Origin of the sequence: Sphingomonas sanguinis NBRC 13937, assembly GCF_001591005.1 — a bacterium.
In the GTDB taxonomy this organism is placed as follows: domain Bacteria; phylum Pseudomonadota; class Alphaproteobacteria; order Sphingomonadales; family Sphingomonadaceae; genus Sphingomonas; species Sphingomonas sanguinis.
The window spans coordinates 19890-35237 of sequence record NZ_BCTY01000023.1; the positions used below are offsets into that span (position 1 = coordinate 19890).

The 15348-nt window shown below is 67.3% G+C and carries 17 protein-coding genes; 10 read left to right on the forward strand and 7 right to left on the reverse strand.

The annotated features are described in order from the left end of the window. Window positions 1-14 precede the first annotated feature (14 nt). Together SSA01S_RS10915 and SSA01S_RS10920 are read right to left on the reverse strand one after the other, a co-directional pair. Entirely contained in the window at window positions 15-317 is a 303-nt protein-coding gene (locus SSA01S_RS10915) for a polyhydroxyalkanoic acid system family protein (RefSeq protein ID WP_042489584.1), read from the reverse strand. Beyond that, a complete protein-coding gene (locus SSA01S_RS10920) occupies window positions 314-745 on the reverse strand; it encodes a VOC family protein (RefSeq protein WP_061780383.1) in 432 nt (143 codons plus the stop codon). Before SSA01S_RS10920 ends, SSA01S_RS10915 begins: the two co-directional genes overlap by 4 nt. 184 nt (window positions 746-929) lie before the next feature. Between SSA01S_RS10920 and lnt the strand changes: the two genes are divergently transcribed. From lnt to SSA01S_RS10935, 3 genes are all read left to right on the forward strand, one after another. Beyond that, entirely contained in the window at window positions 930-2468 is a 1539-nt protein-coding gene (gene lnt, locus SSA01S_RS10925) for an apolipoprotein N-acyltransferase (protein ID WP_061780384.1), read from the forward strand. A gap of 41 nt (window positions 2469-2509) precedes the next feature. Then, complete coding sequence (metK, locus tag SSA01S_RS10930; protein ID WP_058733990.1) at window positions 2510-3709, forward strand: methionine adenosyltransferase; 1200 nt, start codon at window positions 2510-2512, stop codon at window positions 3707-3709. Window positions 3710-3840: 131 nt separating this feature from the next. Then, on the forward strand, window positions 3841-4665 hold the full coding sequence (locus tag SSA01S_RS10935; protein WP_061780385.1) for a hypothetical protein: 825 nt from the start codon (window positions 3841-3843) through the stop codon (window positions 4663-4665). A gap of 2 nt (window positions 4666-4667) precedes the next feature. On the opposite strand, the gene SSA01S_RS10940 is transcribed toward SSA01S_RS10935, so the two are convergent. After that, window positions 4668-5486: a formate/nitrite transporter family protein gene (locus SSA01S_RS10940; protein ID WP_061780386.1), complete on the reverse strand. Its 819-nt coding sequence runs from the start codon at window positions 5484-5486 to the stop codon at window positions 4668-4670. Window positions 5487-5550: 64 nt separating this feature from the next. Here SSA01S_RS10940 and trmB point away from each other — a divergent pair, with 64 nt between their 5' ends. Then, window positions 5551-6231, forward strand: coding sequence for a tRNA (guanosine(46)-N7)-methyltransferase TrmB (gene trmB, locus SSA01S_RS10945; RefSeq protein ID WP_061780387.1), 681 nt, complete (start codon window positions 5551-5553; stop codon window positions 6229-6231). A 12-nt stretch (window positions 6232-6243) separates the two neighbouring features. Here trmB and SSA01S_RS10950 read toward each other — a convergent pair whose 3' ends face one another. Beyond that, complete coding sequence (locus SSA01S_RS10950) at window positions 6244-6438, reverse strand: hypothetical protein (protein ID WP_061780388.1); 195 nt, start codon at window positions 6436-6438, stop codon at window positions 6244-6246. 82 nt (window positions 6439-6520) lie between these two features. Between SSA01S_RS10950 and SSA01S_RS10955 the strand changes: the two genes are divergently transcribed. After that, window positions 6521-7030, forward strand: coding sequence for a hypothetical protein (locus SSA01S_RS10955; RefSeq protein ID WP_244885662.1), 510 nt, complete (start codon window positions 6521-6523; stop codon window positions 7028-7030). A 179-nt stretch (window positions 7031-7209) separates the two neighbouring features. After that, a complete protein-coding gene (locus SSA01S_RS10960) occupies window positions 7210-8481 on the forward strand; it encodes a methyltransferase family protein (protein ID WP_244885663.1) in 1272 nt (423 codons plus the stop codon). Between the two features lie 45 nt (window positions 8482-8526). Here the strand turns inward: SSA01S_RS10960 and SSA01S_RS10965 are convergent, their stop codons facing one another. Together SSA01S_RS10965 and SSA01S_RS10970 are read right to left on the reverse strand one after the other, a co-directional pair. After that, a complete protein-coding gene (locus SSA01S_RS10965; protein ID WP_061780389.1) occupies window positions 8527-9900 on the reverse strand; it encodes a glutamate--cysteine ligase in 1374 nt (457 codons plus the stop codon). Between the two features lie 45 nt (window positions 9901-9945). Continuing rightward, on the reverse strand, window positions 9946-10689 hold the full coding sequence (locus tag SSA01S_RS10970; RefSeq protein ID WP_061780390.1) for a 16S rRNA (uracil(1498)-N(3))-methyltransferase: 744 nt from the start codon (window positions 10687-10689) through the stop codon (window positions 9946-9948). 77 nt (window positions 10690-10766) lie between these two features. Here SSA01S_RS10970 and ppk2 point away from each other — a divergent pair, with 77 nt between their 5' ends. Both ppk2 and SSA01S_RS10980 read left to right on the forward strand, forming a co-directional pair. Then, window positions 10767-11534 carry a polyphosphate kinase 2 gene (ppk2, locus tag SSA01S_RS10975; protein ID WP_156477755.1) on the forward strand — a complete coding sequence of 256 codons (768 nt, stop codon included), beginning with the start codon at window positions 10767-10769 and terminating at the stop codon, window positions 11532-11534. Window positions 11535-11623: 89 nt separating this feature from the next. Further along, on the forward strand, window positions 11624-12634 hold the full coding sequence (locus SSA01S_RS10980; protein ID WP_061780410.1) for a glycosyltransferase family 2 protein: 1011 nt from the start codon (window positions 11624-11626) through the stop codon (window positions 12632-12634). Here the strand turns inward: SSA01S_RS10980 and SSA01S_RS19820 are convergent. Continuing rightward, window positions 12631-12777: a hypothetical protein gene (locus tag SSA01S_RS19820; RefSeq protein ID WP_167348912.1), complete on the reverse strand. Its 147-nt coding sequence runs from the start codon at window positions 12775-12777 to the stop codon at window positions 12631-12633. The genes SSA01S_RS10980 and SSA01S_RS19820 overlap by 4 nt on opposite strands. Window positions 12778-12864: 87 nt before the next feature. On the opposite strand from SSA01S_RS19820, the gene ubiA reads away from it, so the two are divergent. Together ubiA and SSA01S_RS10990 are read left to right on the forward strand one after the other, a co-directional pair. Further along, window positions 12865-13773: a 4-hydroxybenzoate octaprenyltransferase gene (gene ubiA, locus SSA01S_RS10985; RefSeq protein ID WP_061780392.1), complete on the forward strand. Its 909-nt coding sequence runs from the start codon at window positions 12865-12867 to the stop codon at window positions 13771-13773. Between the two features lie 219 nt (window positions 13774-13992). After that, entirely contained in the window at window positions 13993-15303 is a 1311-nt protein-coding gene (locus SSA01S_RS10990; RefSeq protein ID WP_061780393.1) for an Nramp family divalent metal transporter, read from the forward strand. Window positions 15304-15348: the final 45 nt, after the last annotated feature.

Sequence of the window (15348 nt, forward strand, 5' to 3'; positions counted from 1 at the left end):
AACTACCGCCCGCTTTACTTCAACAATTTCGGCGCCTCCGAGCGGATGACCGCCTCCAACTGGCTGGAGAAGAGCGACAGAAAAGCGGGCAGGTTCACCACCGCGTGCACCTTGTCCTCATACACCGTCGCCTCGGCGCCGATCGACTGGCCCATGGCGCCGACGGTGAAATGCATCGTGTCGCCGTCCCAGCGATGTTCGACGGTGGCGCCGCCGGGGATCATCCGGCCGATCTTGCCGATGCCGCCGTCCAGCCGCTGGCGCACGCCCTCCTTGCCGAGCTGGTGCGGGATATCGAGCGAAATGGGGGCGCTCATGCGCTCATCTCCGTGGCAAAGAGCATCGTGTCGTCGGCAAAGGCCTTGAACTCCAGCGCATTGCCGCTGGGATCGCGGAAGAACATCGTCGCCTGCTCGCCCGGCTGGCCCTTGAACCGGACATGGGGTGCGATGCCGAACGGCAAGCCCGCCGCCTCGACCCGCGCGGCCAGAGCCTGCCAGTCGGCCATGGTCAGCACGACGCCGAAATGCGGCACGGGCACCTGATGGCCATCGACCGCATTCTCGACCGCGACCGGCTTTGCAGCGGGATCGAGATGCGCGACGATCTGATGACCGAACAGGTCGAAGTCGACCCAGTGATCGCTCGACCTTCCCTCCGAGCATCCCAGCACGGAGCCGTAAAAGTGGCGGGCGGCGGCCAGATCGTGGACCGGGAAGGCGAGGTGGAAGGGACGCAGGGTCATAAAAGGAAGCTAGGGTGACGCACTCGGTTTTGCCACCCTTTCCTCCCCGGCACCAGGTGGCCTAGCCGCAGGCTGGTGGAGGGGGCGTGCGGCACAGGGCGACCTGCGCTGCCACCTCCTATACCAGGCAGGATTGCGCACTCCCGCATTGCTCCTGTCACAGGCCCGCGCCATAGCCAGCGCCGTGACCCGCTATCCCGCTCTTATCGCCCTGGTCGCCGGGGCCGTTGCCGCCTGTGGCTTTGCGCCGCTCGATCTCTGGCCGCTGCTGCTGGTCGGACTGATCGTCTTGTTGGCGCTGGTGCAGGACGCGCCCAGCATCCGCGCGGCGCTGTGGCGCGGATGGATGTTCGGGGTCGGGCATTTCACCGTCAATAACAACTGGTTTCAGCACGCCTTCGACTTTCAGGACAAGATGCCCCCCGTGCTGGGCTATTTCGCGGCGGTGGGGCTGGCGCTGTACCTCGCCATCTTCCCGATGGCGGCGGCGGGCGTCGCGTGGCGGCTTCGTGGACGGCGGGCCGATGCTCCTTACGTGCTGATCTTCGGCGCCGCGTGGATCGCGACCGAATATCTGCGCGCGCGGCTGTTCACCGGTTACGCCTGGGACCCGCTGGGCGTCGCGTGGTTGCCGGTCATCGGCGTAGCGCGGATGAGCGCCTTTGTCGGCACCTATGCGCTGTCGGGCCTGACCGTCGTGCTGGCGGGTGCGATCTGGCTGGGCTTGCGCAAGGACTGGCATCTCGCCGCCGTCATGGTGCCCGCGACCGGTCTGGCCGCGCTGTCCGCCCCGCTGACCCGCGCGCCCGAGCCCGGTCCGAACGCGCCGCTGGTCCGCGTGGTCCAGCCCAATGTCAGCCAGGACCAGCGCGGCGAAAGCGACGGGCCGCTGCTGCTCCAGCGGCTGATCGCGCTGTCGGGCCGCCCCGGTCCGCGCCCCCGGCTGGTCGTCTGGCCGGAAGGCGTGGTGCGCGACATGATCGAGGATGGCTATCCCGACTGGGCCTATATGGGCTTCAACTATGCCCCGCCCTTCTGGACCCGGCGCCAGATCGCCAATGCCTTGGGCCCGCGCGACACCGCGCTGGTCGGCGGCACCGCGCTGCTCTTTTCGCCCGATCGCAATCGGGTGTCGAGCGCGACCAACAGTGTCTTCGCCATCGCGCCGAACGGACGGATCACCGGTCGCTACGACAAGGCGCATCTGGTGCCCTATGGCGAATATCTGCCCATGCCCTGGCTGCTCAAGCCGCTGGGCCTGGCCCGGCTGGTCCCCGGCGACATGGACTTCACCCCCGGCCCCGGCCCGCGCAATCTGCGCATACCGGGCTTCGGCCCGGTTGGCGTGCAACTCTGCTACGAGATCATTTTCTCAGGCCAGGTGGTCGATGAAGCGCATCGTCCGCGGCTGCTGTTCAATCCCTCCAACGATGCCTGGTTCGGCCGCTGGGGCCCGCCACAGCATCTGGCGCAGGCGCGGATGCGCGCGATCGAGGAGGGGCTGCCGATCATTCGCGCCACGCCGACCGGCATCTCCGCGATCATCGCCGCCGATGGCCGCCTGATCGCGACCGTCCCGCACGAGACGGCGGGTGCCGCCCAAGCCCACCTGCCCGCCGCCCTACCGCCGACGCTCTTCTCGCGGATCGGCAACATGATGGCGCTGGCCATTGCCGCAGGCCTGGCCGCGATCGGCGTTGCCATACGGCGTCGCGCCCGCTAGGACCGATATAAAGCTATCTTTATATCCTTATGAGGACGGGAATGCGGAACTCGTACATCTTTACCTCGGAATCGGTTTCCGAAGGTCACCCCGACAAGGTCGCAGACCAGATCAGCGACTCGATCGTCGACCTGTTCCTGTCCAAGGATTCGGAAGCGCGCATCGCGTGCGAGACCCTGACCACCACCAACAAGGTCGTGCTGGCGGGCGAAATCCGCTGCAAGGGCGTGTTCGAGAACGACCAGTGGGCCGAGGGCGCGCTGGAAGAGATCGAGCGGACCGTGCGCGATACCGTCAAGCGGATCGGTTACGAGCAGTCGGGCTTCCACTGGCAGACCTTCGACTTCTCGAACAACCTGCACGCCCAGTCGGCGCACATCGCGATGGGCGTGGACGAGAGCGGTAACAAGGACGAAGGCGCGGGTGACCAGGGCATCATGTTCGGTTATGCGACCGACGAGACGCCCGGCCTGATGCCCGCCACCCTCTATTACAGCCACAAGATCCTGGAAAAGATGGCGGCCGACCGCCATTCCGGCGCGGCCCCTTTTCTGGAGCCCGACGCCAAGAGCCAGGTCACGCTGCAGTATGAGAACGGCGTGCCGGTCCGCGCGACCGCGATCGTCGTGTCGACCCAGCACTCGGCCGAACTGTCGAACGAGGCAGGCCAGGCCAAGCTTCGCGACTATGTGACGTCGGTGCTGACCGACATCCTGCCCGAGGGCTGGCTGCCGGAAGACAAGCAGATTTACGTCAACCCGACCGGCCTGTTCGAAATCGGCGGCCCGGACGGTGACGCTGGCCTGACCGGTCGCAAGATCATCGTCGACACGTATGGCGGCGCGGCCCCGCACGGCGGCGGCGCCTTCAGCGGCAAGGACCCGACCAAGGTCGACCGTTCGGCGGCGTACGTCGCGCGCTACCTCGCCAAGAACGTCGTCGCGGCGGGTCTGGCCAAGCGCTGCACCATCCAGCTGTCCTACGCGATCGGCGTCGCCGAGCCGCTGTCGGTCTATGTCGACCTGCACGGCACCGGCACCGTGGACGAGGCCAAGCTGGAGGCCGCGCTGCCCAAGCTGGTTCGCCTGACGCCCAAGGGCATTCGCGAGCATCTGAAGCTGAATGCGCCGATCTATTCCAAGACCGCAGCGTACGGCCACTTCGGCCGTGAAGCCGAAGGCGCGCTGTTCACCTGGGAAAAGACCGACCTGGTCGACCAGATCAAGGCCGCCGTCGCCTAAGTCTGCGCGACAGCGTTGACCGGCTGAGCGCCCGTGCGGAGACCTCTTCGCACGGGCGTTTGCGTGTCCGGTGACTTGCTCCCGTCGCATCGGCTTGGCACCCTGCTCCCTGGGGAGAGGGGAGAATCACGATGACGGCATGGATGCTCTGGGCAGCGACGGCGATCCTGCAAGCGGGAGGGGCGGGCGCGCCGGTGCCGGAAGCGGTATCCGCCGATACGCGCACGCTGGAGGCCATCGGCAATACCGGTGCGACGATCTTCGCCTTCGACAAGGCCGCCTGGGTCAGCACCGATGCGCTGATGGAAGTCGTCCCCAAGGACCAGCTAACCGGTGCCGGTGGCTATGTCATCGAACCGCTGGGCGGCGGCGTGCTGCGCGCCACCTATTTCCGGGGTCCGGCGATATCGGCCCAGGCCTTTTTCGTCGCCGATGTGAAGGGCGGCAAGGTCACGCGCCACGAACTGCTGGCCCAGCCGGTGCCGCTGACCCCCGACCAGATGCTGCTCGCCCGCGCGCGTGAGATCGCCAAGGACACCGCGCACGCCCGCAACTATCAACCCTGCACGCCCGCGCCGTTCAACACCGTGGTCGTGCCGATGCGCCCCGGCGGGCCGGTCGCGGTCTATCTGCTGACCGCGCAAGTGACGACCAAGAGCTATATGATGGGCGGCAATTACCGCGTGGTGATCGCCCCCGACGGGCATGTCACCAGCGCCCGGCCGTTCAATGTCAGCTGCCTGGCACAGACCAATCCGGAGCTACCCAAGGGTGCCGAGCCGGTCGGCATGGTGGTCAACCATCTGCTCGATCCGACGCCCACCGAAATCCACGTCTTCACCTCGTACAGCATGGGCTCCCCGCTGTTCGTCGCGACCGAGGACAAGGCGACGGGACAGAAGACCGCCTGGCTGGTGCAGGGCCGCCGGATCAGCGCCCTGCCCCAGGCAAAATAGGGCTATGCCCGCGTCTCTCCCTGGACCTGGCCGTGCGCCAGCAGCGTGAACAGCCCGGCCCCGCCGACCAGATTGCCGAGGATCGCCGGGAGCATCAGCCCGAACACCGCCCGCATCGCATCCACCCGGCCGGTGAAGAGCAGCAGGAACGTCTCGTCCGCCCCGACGATGGAGTGGCTGAACCCGGCGATCGCGATGACATAGGTGATTGCCAGGATGATCCAGAAGGCTTGGGTCCGGCCATTGGGCAAGATCCAGGCGACCACCGCGATCAGGAACCCGGCGGGGATGGCGTTCACGAAGGTCTGCCACCCGCCCAGCTCCAGGATACGTGCCGACACCTCGATCATCGCATGCCGGATTTCGGCATTGCCCAGCGCCCCGCCCGCGACCATTCCCGCCGCCAGCGCGGTGCCGATCAGGTTGGCGACCAGCACGATGACCCATAGCCGCACGGTGCGCTGCAACGCCCAGCGCGACGGCTTCGTCACCAGCGGCAGCATCGCGGTGATGGTGCTTTCGGTGAACAGCTGCATCCGCCCGAGGATGACGACCAGAAAGCCGACCGGATAGCCCAGCGCCGCGATCAGGCTGCGCCACGGCGCGTCCGGCAAGGCGGCGTGCAGCGCGCCCTCCGCGATCAGCGAGCTGTGGATCGCAACGCCGGCCGCCAATGCCGACCAGAACAGCGCACTGGCGGGCCGATCCAGTTCACTCTCCCCCGCCTCGCGCACCGCCCGGTGCAGGTCCTTGGCATCGGCGGCCTTTTGCGCGCGGCTATCGGGCTCAGGGCCATCGGATTGGGGAAGTTCGTCGTCCATCTGCGACAGGCAACGAGCCAGGCCAGTCTTGGCTCCCCTGCCCTCCCGCGCTAAGGGCCCGGCGATGAACGATCCGACGACGATCCGCCGCCTTTACGGTCGGCGACAGGGCCACAAGCTGCGCCAGGGCCAGGCCGCGCTGGTCGAGGATATGCTGCCCGTCCTCAGCGTGCCCGAGGACGGCCCGCTCGACGCCATGCGCCTGTTTGGCGACGACCGCCCGCTTCAGGTCGAGATCGGTTTTGGCGCGGGCGAGCATCTGGCGGGTCAGGCCGAGGCGACGCCCGGCACCGGCTTTATCGGCTGCGAGCCGTTTCTGAACGGCGTGGTCGGCGCGCTGGGCCATATCCGCGACCGTGACCTCGCCAATGTCCGCCTGCACATGGGCGACGCGTTGGAAGTGATCGAGCGGCTGCCCGATGCCAGCCTGGAGCGCGTGTACCTGCTCCATCCCGATCCCTGGCCCAAGGCGCGCCACGCCAAGCGGCGGATGATGAACCACGGCCCGCTCGACACCATCGCGCGCAAGCTGAAGTCGGGCGGTGAGTTTCGCCTGGGCACCGACGATCCGACCTATTGCCACTGGTCGATGATGATCATGAATGGCCGCGACGATTTCGTCTGGCAGGCGCGCAGCCCCCAGGATTTCCTCACCCGCCCCGCCGACTGGCCCGAGACGCGCTACGAACGCAAGGCGCGGCGCCAGGGGCATGAAGTGTGGTATTTCCGGTACATCCGCCAATAAGCGGACGGGATCTCAGGCGACCCGCAGTTCCGCACGTCCGACCAGTCCCGCCAAGGGCGGCGGCGGGGCTAGATTGCGGCGGGCCATCTCGGCGCTGATCGCGGCGATATCGTCGCGGTCGGCCGCACCCATCGCCATGGTGAAGGCGGCCAGCAGCGTCGGGTCGTCCATATATTCGATCAGGTCAGGGTCGAGCATCGGGTTCATCGCATCCTCCCAGATGGTTAGTCTGGATCAATAACCAGCGGATTGTCCACTTGTTGCCTCGGCCACGCGATCAATCCCTCTGGTGGCGACCGGCCCCGTCGCTATAGACGGCCGCTTTCGCAGCGGATGGGAGGCGGAATTGGTCGACGACAGCTGGGGCGTGACGCCCGCCAAGGGCGGTTTGCGCATCCGCACCAATGACAGCCTGGAGGACCGCGCCGCCGCCCGCGCCAAGGCGCGCGAAGCCCGGGCCAGCGAGCGCGAATCACTGATGGCCAGCCGCCTGGAAGCGCGCGCCGCCAATCGCGAGCGCGACATCGCCGCGCGCGAGGCCGAACGCGCCGCCCGCCGCGACGCCGAGATGGCCGCCGCCGCCAAGGACCCCCATGCCGCCGCCGCCAAGCGCCACCGCACCTCGGGCCGCAAGGACGTGGTGCGCGAACAGCGCGATACGCGCGGCTATGCCACGCTGGTCGATGAGGGACGGATTCGCGAACTCGCCAAGCGCGGCGCGTCGCTGGGCGGACTGGCCGCTGCCTTCGGGATCAGTGAAGACGAGATTCAGACGATTCTGGCGGCAGACGCAGAGTGACCACGCCTTTCCTCCCCTCCAAGGGGAGGTGGCAGGGCGCCAGCCCTGACGGAGGGGTGTCGCGCTATCGAGAGGGGGATACCCCTCCGACGCGCTCCGCGCGCCACCTCCCCTTGCAGGGGAGGAAGAGCGGCACCCTAACGCCTTGCTTACCGAAATAGGCTAAGGCCTCGCATTCCATGGCCGATCTTCCGCCTCGCTCCCCGCGCCCGCCGCGCCCCGCCTCTGCCGTCAGTCACGGCGTCGGGCTGGTCGGGATCATGGGATCGCTCAGCTGGATCGCCTTTGCGTGGTGGCGGCATCTCGACGGGCCCTATGCCGCGCTGGTCCATCTACTGTGCGCCGGGGTGCCGATGCTGCTCTGGTCGATCCTGGTCGACAAGGTGCATCGCCATGCCTCGACCGGCATCGATTGGGCCCATCCCCGGCCCGCGCATGAGACGCTGGACATCAGCCTGACCAAGCTGGCGGGGTATTGGGCGACCTTTGCCGGGATCGCGCTGATCTTCGCGACCGGGCGATTCTATTGGCAGGGCATTTTCCTGTTCGCGATGCAGTGCCTGGGCTGGGTCGCGCCCTTATTGTTCCTGCTCTCCATTCCCTATGTGATCTGGCTCGACCAGCGGCTGGTCGAGCCTCGCGATGGCGCCTGGATGCTGGGCGCTTGGCTGACCGGGCAGAAGGGTGTCGAGGCCGAGGCGATCTATGCGCACCTGCGCGCCTGGGCGGTGAAGGCGTTCTTCCTGCCCTTCATGCTGGGGGTGGTGCCCGGCGGGTTCGGGGCGTTCGTGCGTGGTGACCTGTCGGTGGTGCTGCACGATCCGGTCGCGCTGGCCAACTGGCTGATCACGCTGATGTTTCTGATCGACGTGGCCTTTGCGACGGTCGGCTATATGCTGACCCTGCGGCCGCTCGATGCGCATATCCGCTCGGCGAACCCTTACGCGGCAGCATGGGCGGCGGCGCTGATCTGTTATCCGCCGACGATCCTGATGGGAGACAACGGCCCGCTCAACTACCGGCCAGGGACGGCGGAGTGGAGCTATTGGTTCGCAGGGCATCCGGTCATCCTGGCAGGGATCGGAGCGGTGCTGGTGGGGCTGACCGCCATCTATGCCTGGTCGACGGTGGCGTTCGGCCTCCGCTTTTCCAACCTGACGCACCGGGGCATCCTGACCCACGGACCTTATGCGGTGTCGCGGCATCCGGCCTATCTGTCGAAGAACATCTTCTGGTGGATCGCCACGATCCCGATCCTGTCGACCGGGACCTGGGTGGATGCGGCGCGCAGCACCCTGTTGCTGGGGGTGGTCAGCGGGATTTACTATTGGCGCGCCCGGACCGAGGAGCGGCATCTGTCGGCCGATCCGGCCTATCGGGACTATGATGACTGGATGGAGCGGTACGGGGTCGTGCCGCGGTTCTTCAGATGGATTCTAGGTCGGGGGTGAGACCTTCGGCTCCGTCCGAACGAAGCCGAAGGGATCACCTCCGCGTCAGAAGCTCGCCTCGCCATATACCCGCGAGATGTCGCCGCCCCACTCGCCATGATAGCGGTCGAGCAGCACCTGTGCGGGAACCTTGCCCGAACGTACGATCTCACGCAGCGGATCGAGGAAGCCGGTTTCGTTATCCCCCGCCCCGTTAAGTCGCGCGCGGGCCGCCAGCCCGGCATGGGCGATATCGAGCACCTCGCCCGCGATATCGCGCAGACGCCCGCCCCCCGGCAGCGGCGCGTCCAGTGCCAGCTCGGGCACCGAGTCGCGCAGCGCCTGTCGCTCGTCGAGCGACCAGTCCTTGACCAGATCCCAGGCCGCATCCAGCGCCCCGTCGTCATAGAGCAGCCCGACCCACAGCGCGGGCAGCGCACAGATGCGGTTCCACGGGCCGCCATCGGCGCCGCGCATCTCCAGGAAGGTCTTCAGCCGTACTTCGGGGAAGGCGGTCGACAGGTGATCGTTCCAGTCGTCGATCGTCGGCCGTTCGCCCGGCAGGACCGACAGCTCGCCCTTCAAGAAGTCGCGGAACGACAGCCCGGCCGCGTCGATATATTTTCCGTCGCGGTAGACGAAGTACATCGGCACATCGAGCGCATAGTCGGCGTAACGCTCGTACCCGAAGCCATCCTCGAACACGAAGGGCAACATGCCGGTGCGCGCGGGGTCGGTGTCCGACCAGATATGGCTGCGGAAGGAGAGCTTGCCGTTGGGCTTGCCTTCGGTGAAGGGCGAGTTGGCGAACAGCGCGGTCGCCAGCGGCTGGAGCGCCAGCCCTACCCGGAACTTCTTCACCATGTCCGCCTCGGACGCGTAGTCGAGGTTCACCTGGATCGTTGAGGTCCGCAGCATCATGTCGAGGCCCAGCGACCCGACGCGCGGCATATGGCGCAGCATGATCGCATAACGGCCCTTGGGCATGATCGGCAGTTCGGCGCGGGTCTTGTCCGGCCACATGCCCAGGCCCAGGAAACCGAGACCCAGCGTGTCGCCCGCCGCCTTCACCTGTTGCAGGTGACGCCCCGTCTCGGCACAGGTCTGGTGCAGATTGTCGAGCGGCGCGCCTGACAGCTCGAACTGACCGGCAGGCTCCAGGCTGATCGATCCGTCCGCGCCGGTCAGCGCGATGACGTTGCCGCCCTCCATGACCGGGGCCCAGCCATATTGCTCCAACTCGCCCAGCAGCGCGCGGATGCCCGAGGCTTCGTCATAGGACGGCGCATGATGGTCGCCCAGCGCATAGACGAACTTCTCATGCTCGGTGCCGATCCGCCAGCGGTCACGCGGCTTTTCCCCCCGCGCGAAGCTCGCGATCAGCTGGTCGCGCGACTCGATGACGGCGCCCTTGGCAAGGCTCTCGGACTTGGTGCTCATGAACCGCGCCTTACGCGCGCGGAAGCGTCCGCGCCATAGGGTGAATCAACGCCAGTCGCCCGCCGCCGCCATCCACAGCGATACCGCCGCCGCCGCCGCCGTATCGGCGCGCAGGATGCGGGGGCCCAGGCCGATGCCGATGGCGGACGGGTGCGCACGGATCGCCTCGCGTTCTTCGGCATCGAAGCCCCCTTCCGGGCCGATCAGGATCGCCGCCGGGCCCCGATGCGCGCGCATCGCCTCCAACGCGGGCACACCGCCGGTCTCGTCGGCGAAGAACAGCGCCCGCCCCTCGGGCCAGTCGCGCAGGCACGCCGCCAGCTTCACCGGCTCGGCCACCTCCGGCAAAGCGGTGCGGCCGCACTGCTCGGCCGCCTCGATCATGTGCGTACGGAGGCGTTCGGTATTGGGCTTGTCGACGACGGTGCGACGGGTGACCACGGGGACCAGACGCGCGACGCCCAGCTCGCACGCCTTTTCCGCCAGCCAGTCGACCCGGCCCTTCTTCAGCGGCGCGGCGCACAGCCACAGGTCGGGCACCGCCTCCCGCTCGCGGAGCAGGGTCGTCACGTCGAGCGTCAGGTCACGCTTGCCGACCGAGGCGGCGACGCCCAGCCATTCACCGCTGCGGTCGTCGAACAGCTTGACCGGATCGCCGACCTTGGTGCGCATCACCGACACCAGATAATGCGCCGCCGGGCCATCGATGCGGATCGGCCCTTCGGCCAAAGGCTGGTCGACGAACAGGCGGGGGGTGGATTGCGGCGGCCAGGCGGGGGTAGCGGGCATGGGCTCCGCTTACACGGGTCGCGCGGCGCTTGCCACTTTTGCGATTTCGGGCGTTCCTTCGCCCAAAGGAGGTGACGATGGCGAAACATTATCAGGAAGAACTGGAGGCGCTGCAACTCGCGTTGGTCCGTACGCAGATGGCGATGGCGGGCTCGGACGCCAAATTAGACGAACGCGTCGTGATCGTGCTGGAGGGCCGCGACGGCGCGGGCAAGGACGGAACGATCAAGCGAATCACCGAACATCTCTCGGTCCGCGCCACCCGGGTGGTCGCGCTGCCCAAGCCGTCCGACCGCGAACGCACGCAATGGTATTTCCAGCGTTACGCCACCCACCTGCCCGCCGCTGGCGAGATCGTGATCTTCAACCGCAGCTGGTACAACCGGGCGGGCGTCGAAGTGGTGATGGGCTTCTCCACCGCCACCGAACAGGAAGCGTTCCTGCGCGACGCCCCCGATTTCGAGCGGATGCTGGTCGAGAGCGGCATCAGGCTGGTCAAGATCTGGCTCGACATCTCGAAAAAGGAGCAGGAAAAGCGGCTGGAGGCGCGGCGCACCGATCCATTGAAGGCGCTGAAGGTGTCGGACATGGACAAGGTGGCGCAGGCCAAGTGGGCCGAATATTCGGCGGCGCGCGACACCATGCTGACCCGCACCCACACTCCCTTCGCGCCGTGGCATATCGTGCGCGCCGACGACAAGAAGGATGCGCGAATCGCGATCATCCGCCACATCCTGCACGCCATCGCGCCCGCTGACATCGCCGATTCGGTCGACGCGCCCGACCCCGAACTGCTCTTTCCGTTCAAGATGGCGGCGCTGGAGGACGGACGGCTGGCAAAATAGTCCGGCGTTCAGACTTTCCTAACCATGGTGCGCTTTAACGCAGGGGGCCACCGCATCCGGCGCTGGCCCCCAAAGTGAAAGTCGCGCGCGTGACCCGCAATGCCATCGAGATCGCCGCCGTGCTGATCGTCCGTAACGAAGAGCGCTGCATCGCGCGCTGCCTGACCAGCGTCGCGCCCTGGGTCGATCGGATGGTCGTGCTCGACACCGGATCGACCGACGACACGGTCGCCATCGCGCAAGAGTTGGGGGCCGAAGTCCACCACCTCCCCTGGCCCGACAGCTTCGCCGAGGCGCGCAACCATGCGTTGGCGCTCGCCGATGCCGATTGGAACCTCATCATCGATGCCGATGAATGGATCATCGAAGGCGGCAAGGGTCTTCGCGACTGGTGCGAGTCGGCGACCGACCTGCTGGGCTGCCCGTGCATCCATAACGAGGCGGAGGGCACGACCGTTCAACGGAGCTGGATGACCCGCGTGATTCCGCGCGGCGTATTCTACGAAGGGCGGGTGCGCGAGCAGGTCGCCTCGGTCCTGCCCCGCTATCGCATCGCGCTCGATATCGGGCATGACGGCGATCTGGCCCCGCAGCTCGAGCGGAAGAAGGATCGCTACGCCCCACTGCTGCTCGCCGATCTCGCTGACCAGCCGGAGAACCCGTACCTGCTCTATCAGGTCGCAAAGGACTCGCAGATGCGTGGCGACCATGCGTCGGCGTGCGATCATTATGCCCAGGCGCTGGACGCCACACCGCCGGAGGCGAATTGGCGGCACGATCTGGTCATCAACGCGCTCAACCAGTTCATCAGAAGCGGCCATCTGCAAGCCGCGCTGACCATCGCGGACACCGAAATGTCGCACTGGGCGCGGTCCCCCGATTTCTATTTCGTGATGGGCGACCTGTTCCTGGAAGCCGCCACGGCCGAGCCGCAGCGCGCGCTCGACCATTGGCTGCCGCTGGCCGAGAGCGCGTGGGAACGCTGCCTGACCATCGGCGAACGTCCCGATCTGGAGGGCAGCGTCGCCGGGCGTGGCAGCCATCTGGCGCAGCATAATCTGGATGTCATTCGCTCGCAGCGGGCGACGCTGGCCGCCTAACGGCGGCGGCGGATCAGCCACCAGCCCAGGCCGATCGCCAGCGCGACGCCCAGCACCACCCCGCCGACCATCCCGGCCACGCGCAGGATCGCCCAGAACAGCGCCTCGACGAAACGGCCGACCGCGACCGACAGGCCGATCATCGAACAAGGGGCATCGGGAGGATCACGCCCCGACGATAGCCGCGAACGGGCTTGCGCGCCACGCTTCGCCCCCATAGGCCACGCGCCATGACGATCGAGATCGTGCCCGATAGCGAGCATAAGGGACTGGTGGGGCGCTTGCCGCCCCGGCTGCGCGGCCTGGCCCTGCTGGCGCGGTTCGACCGGCCGATCGGCTGGTGGCTGCTCTTCTGGCCGGGTGTCTGGGCCATCGCACTGGCAGGGGGCGTGCCGGATCGCTGGCCGCTGGTGCTGTGGTTCCTGCTCGGTTCGATCGCGATGCGCGGGGCGGGATGCGTGCTCAACGATATCGTCGACCGTGATCTGGATGCCCAGGTCGCCCGCACCCGCGCGCGGCCGATCCCGTCCGGGCTGGTGTCGGTGAAGCTGGCGGCGATCTGGCTGGTGCTGCTGTGTCTGATCGGCCTGGTCGTGCTGGTGCAATTGCGTCCGCTGGCGGCGATCGTCGCGGTAGCCAGCCTCGCGCCGGTGGCCGCCTATCCCTTCATGAAGCGGATCACCTGGTGGCCACAGGCCTGGCTGGGCCTGGTGTTCAGCTGGGCCGCGCTGGTCGGCTGGGCCGAGGTGGCGGGGGTGCTCTCCGCGCCGCTCTGGCTGCTCTATGCCGGGTCGATCGCCTGGGTGATCGGGTATGACACCATCTATGCGCTGCAGGACCGGGAGGACGACGCGATGATCGGCGTCCGCTCCTCTGCGCTGCGCATGGGGGCCCATGTGAAGCCGGGCGTGGGGGCGTTCTACGCGGGGGCGATGCTGTGCTGGGCGGGGGCGATCTGGCTGGTGCGGCCCGATCCGATGGCCGTCGCGGCGCTGGTTCCCGTGGCGCTGCATCTGGGCTGGCAAGTGGTGACGTTGCAACCCGACGACGGCGCGGGGGCGCTGCACCGGTTCCGGTCGAACCGGTTCGCGGGGTTGCTGATGGCGCTGGCCTGTGTGGTGGTGGGCAGCAGCCTCTAATTCCTCCCCTGCAAGGGGAGCGGGCAGGGCGAAGCCCTGACGGAGGGGTGTCGCCGCTGGTGAAGGCATACTGTCCTCGCTACCGGTGACACCCCTCCACCAGCTTCGCTGGTCCCCCTCCCCTTGCAGGGGAGGAATTGCGCTCTTTCCTTAAACGCATGCCCCGCAACGCTTTGGCGGGTTGTCGCGTTGGGCAAAGTTCGTCACATCTTCAGGCCGATGACCGTAGCCACGCCCGCCACCCGCTCGCTTGCCGAAAGCCATCGTTCGATCGCCGTGCCGGAAGGGGCATCCTTCCTGCGGCGACTGTTCGCCTTTGCCGGACCCGGTTATCTGGTCGCGGTCGGCTATATGGACCCGGGCAACTGGGCGACCGACATCGCGGGCGGATCGGCCTATGGCTATGCGCTGCTGTCGGTCATCCTGCTGTCCAACATCATGGCGATGATCCTGCAAGCGCTGTCGGCGCGGCTGGGCATCGCCGCCGGGCTGGACCTGGCGCAAGCGTGCCGGGCGGCCTATTCCAAGCCCGTCGGGCGCATATTGTGGCTGCTCTGTGAGATCGCGATCATTGCCTGCGACCTGGCCGAAGTGTTGGGCACCGCGATCGCGTTGCAACTGCTGTTCGACCTGCCGCTGGTCTGGGGCGTGCTGATCACCGGGCTCGACGTCTTCCTAATCCTTGCGCTCCAGCGTTACGGGTTCCGCAAGGTCGAGGCGTTCATCATCGCCCTCCTCCTCATCATCGGCGGCTGTTTCCTGTACGAGCTGATCGCCTCGCGCCCCGATCCGGGCGCGGTGATGGCGGGCTTCGTTCCGACGACGCGGATCGTGACCGACCCGGCGATGCTCTACATCGCGATCGGCATCCTCGGCGCGACGGTGATGCCGCATAATCTCTACCTTCACTCCTCGGTGGTGCAGACCCGCGCTTTCGGCCTGACCACCGAGGGCAAGCGTGACGCGATCAAGCTGGCGACGATCGACAGCACCGTCGCCCTGTTCTTCGCCTTCTTCATCAACGCCGCGATCCTGATCGTGGCGGCGGCCACCTTCCATGTCGCCGGGCGCACCGACGTGGCGGAGATCGACCAGGCCTACCGCCTGCTCGCCCCGATGCTGGGCGCGGGCGCGGCGAGCGTGGTGTTCGGCGTAGCGCTGCTCGCCTCGGGCCAGAACTCGACCGTCACGGGGACGCTCGCCGGGCAGATCGTGATGGAGGGGTTTCTCGACCTTCGGCTAGCCCCCTGGCTGCGGCGGCTGATCACGCGCGGGCTGGCCATCATCCCCGCCGTCATCGTCGTCGGCGCCAGCGGTCAGGCGGGGGCGACGAAACTCTTGGTGCTCAGCCAGGTCGTCCTCAGCCTGCAACTGCCCTTCGCGGTCGTGCCGCTGGTCCGCTTCACCGCGGACAAGGGCATGATGGGCCCCTTCGCCAGTTCCCTCTGGCTGCGCATGGTCGCTTGGGTCATCGCGGCCACGATTATCGCGCTGAACCTGACCCTGCTCTGGGGCATCGCGACGGGCTGAATCGTCCCGCAGTTGCGAAACGTTGGCGCGTGACTTCGGGGGGCG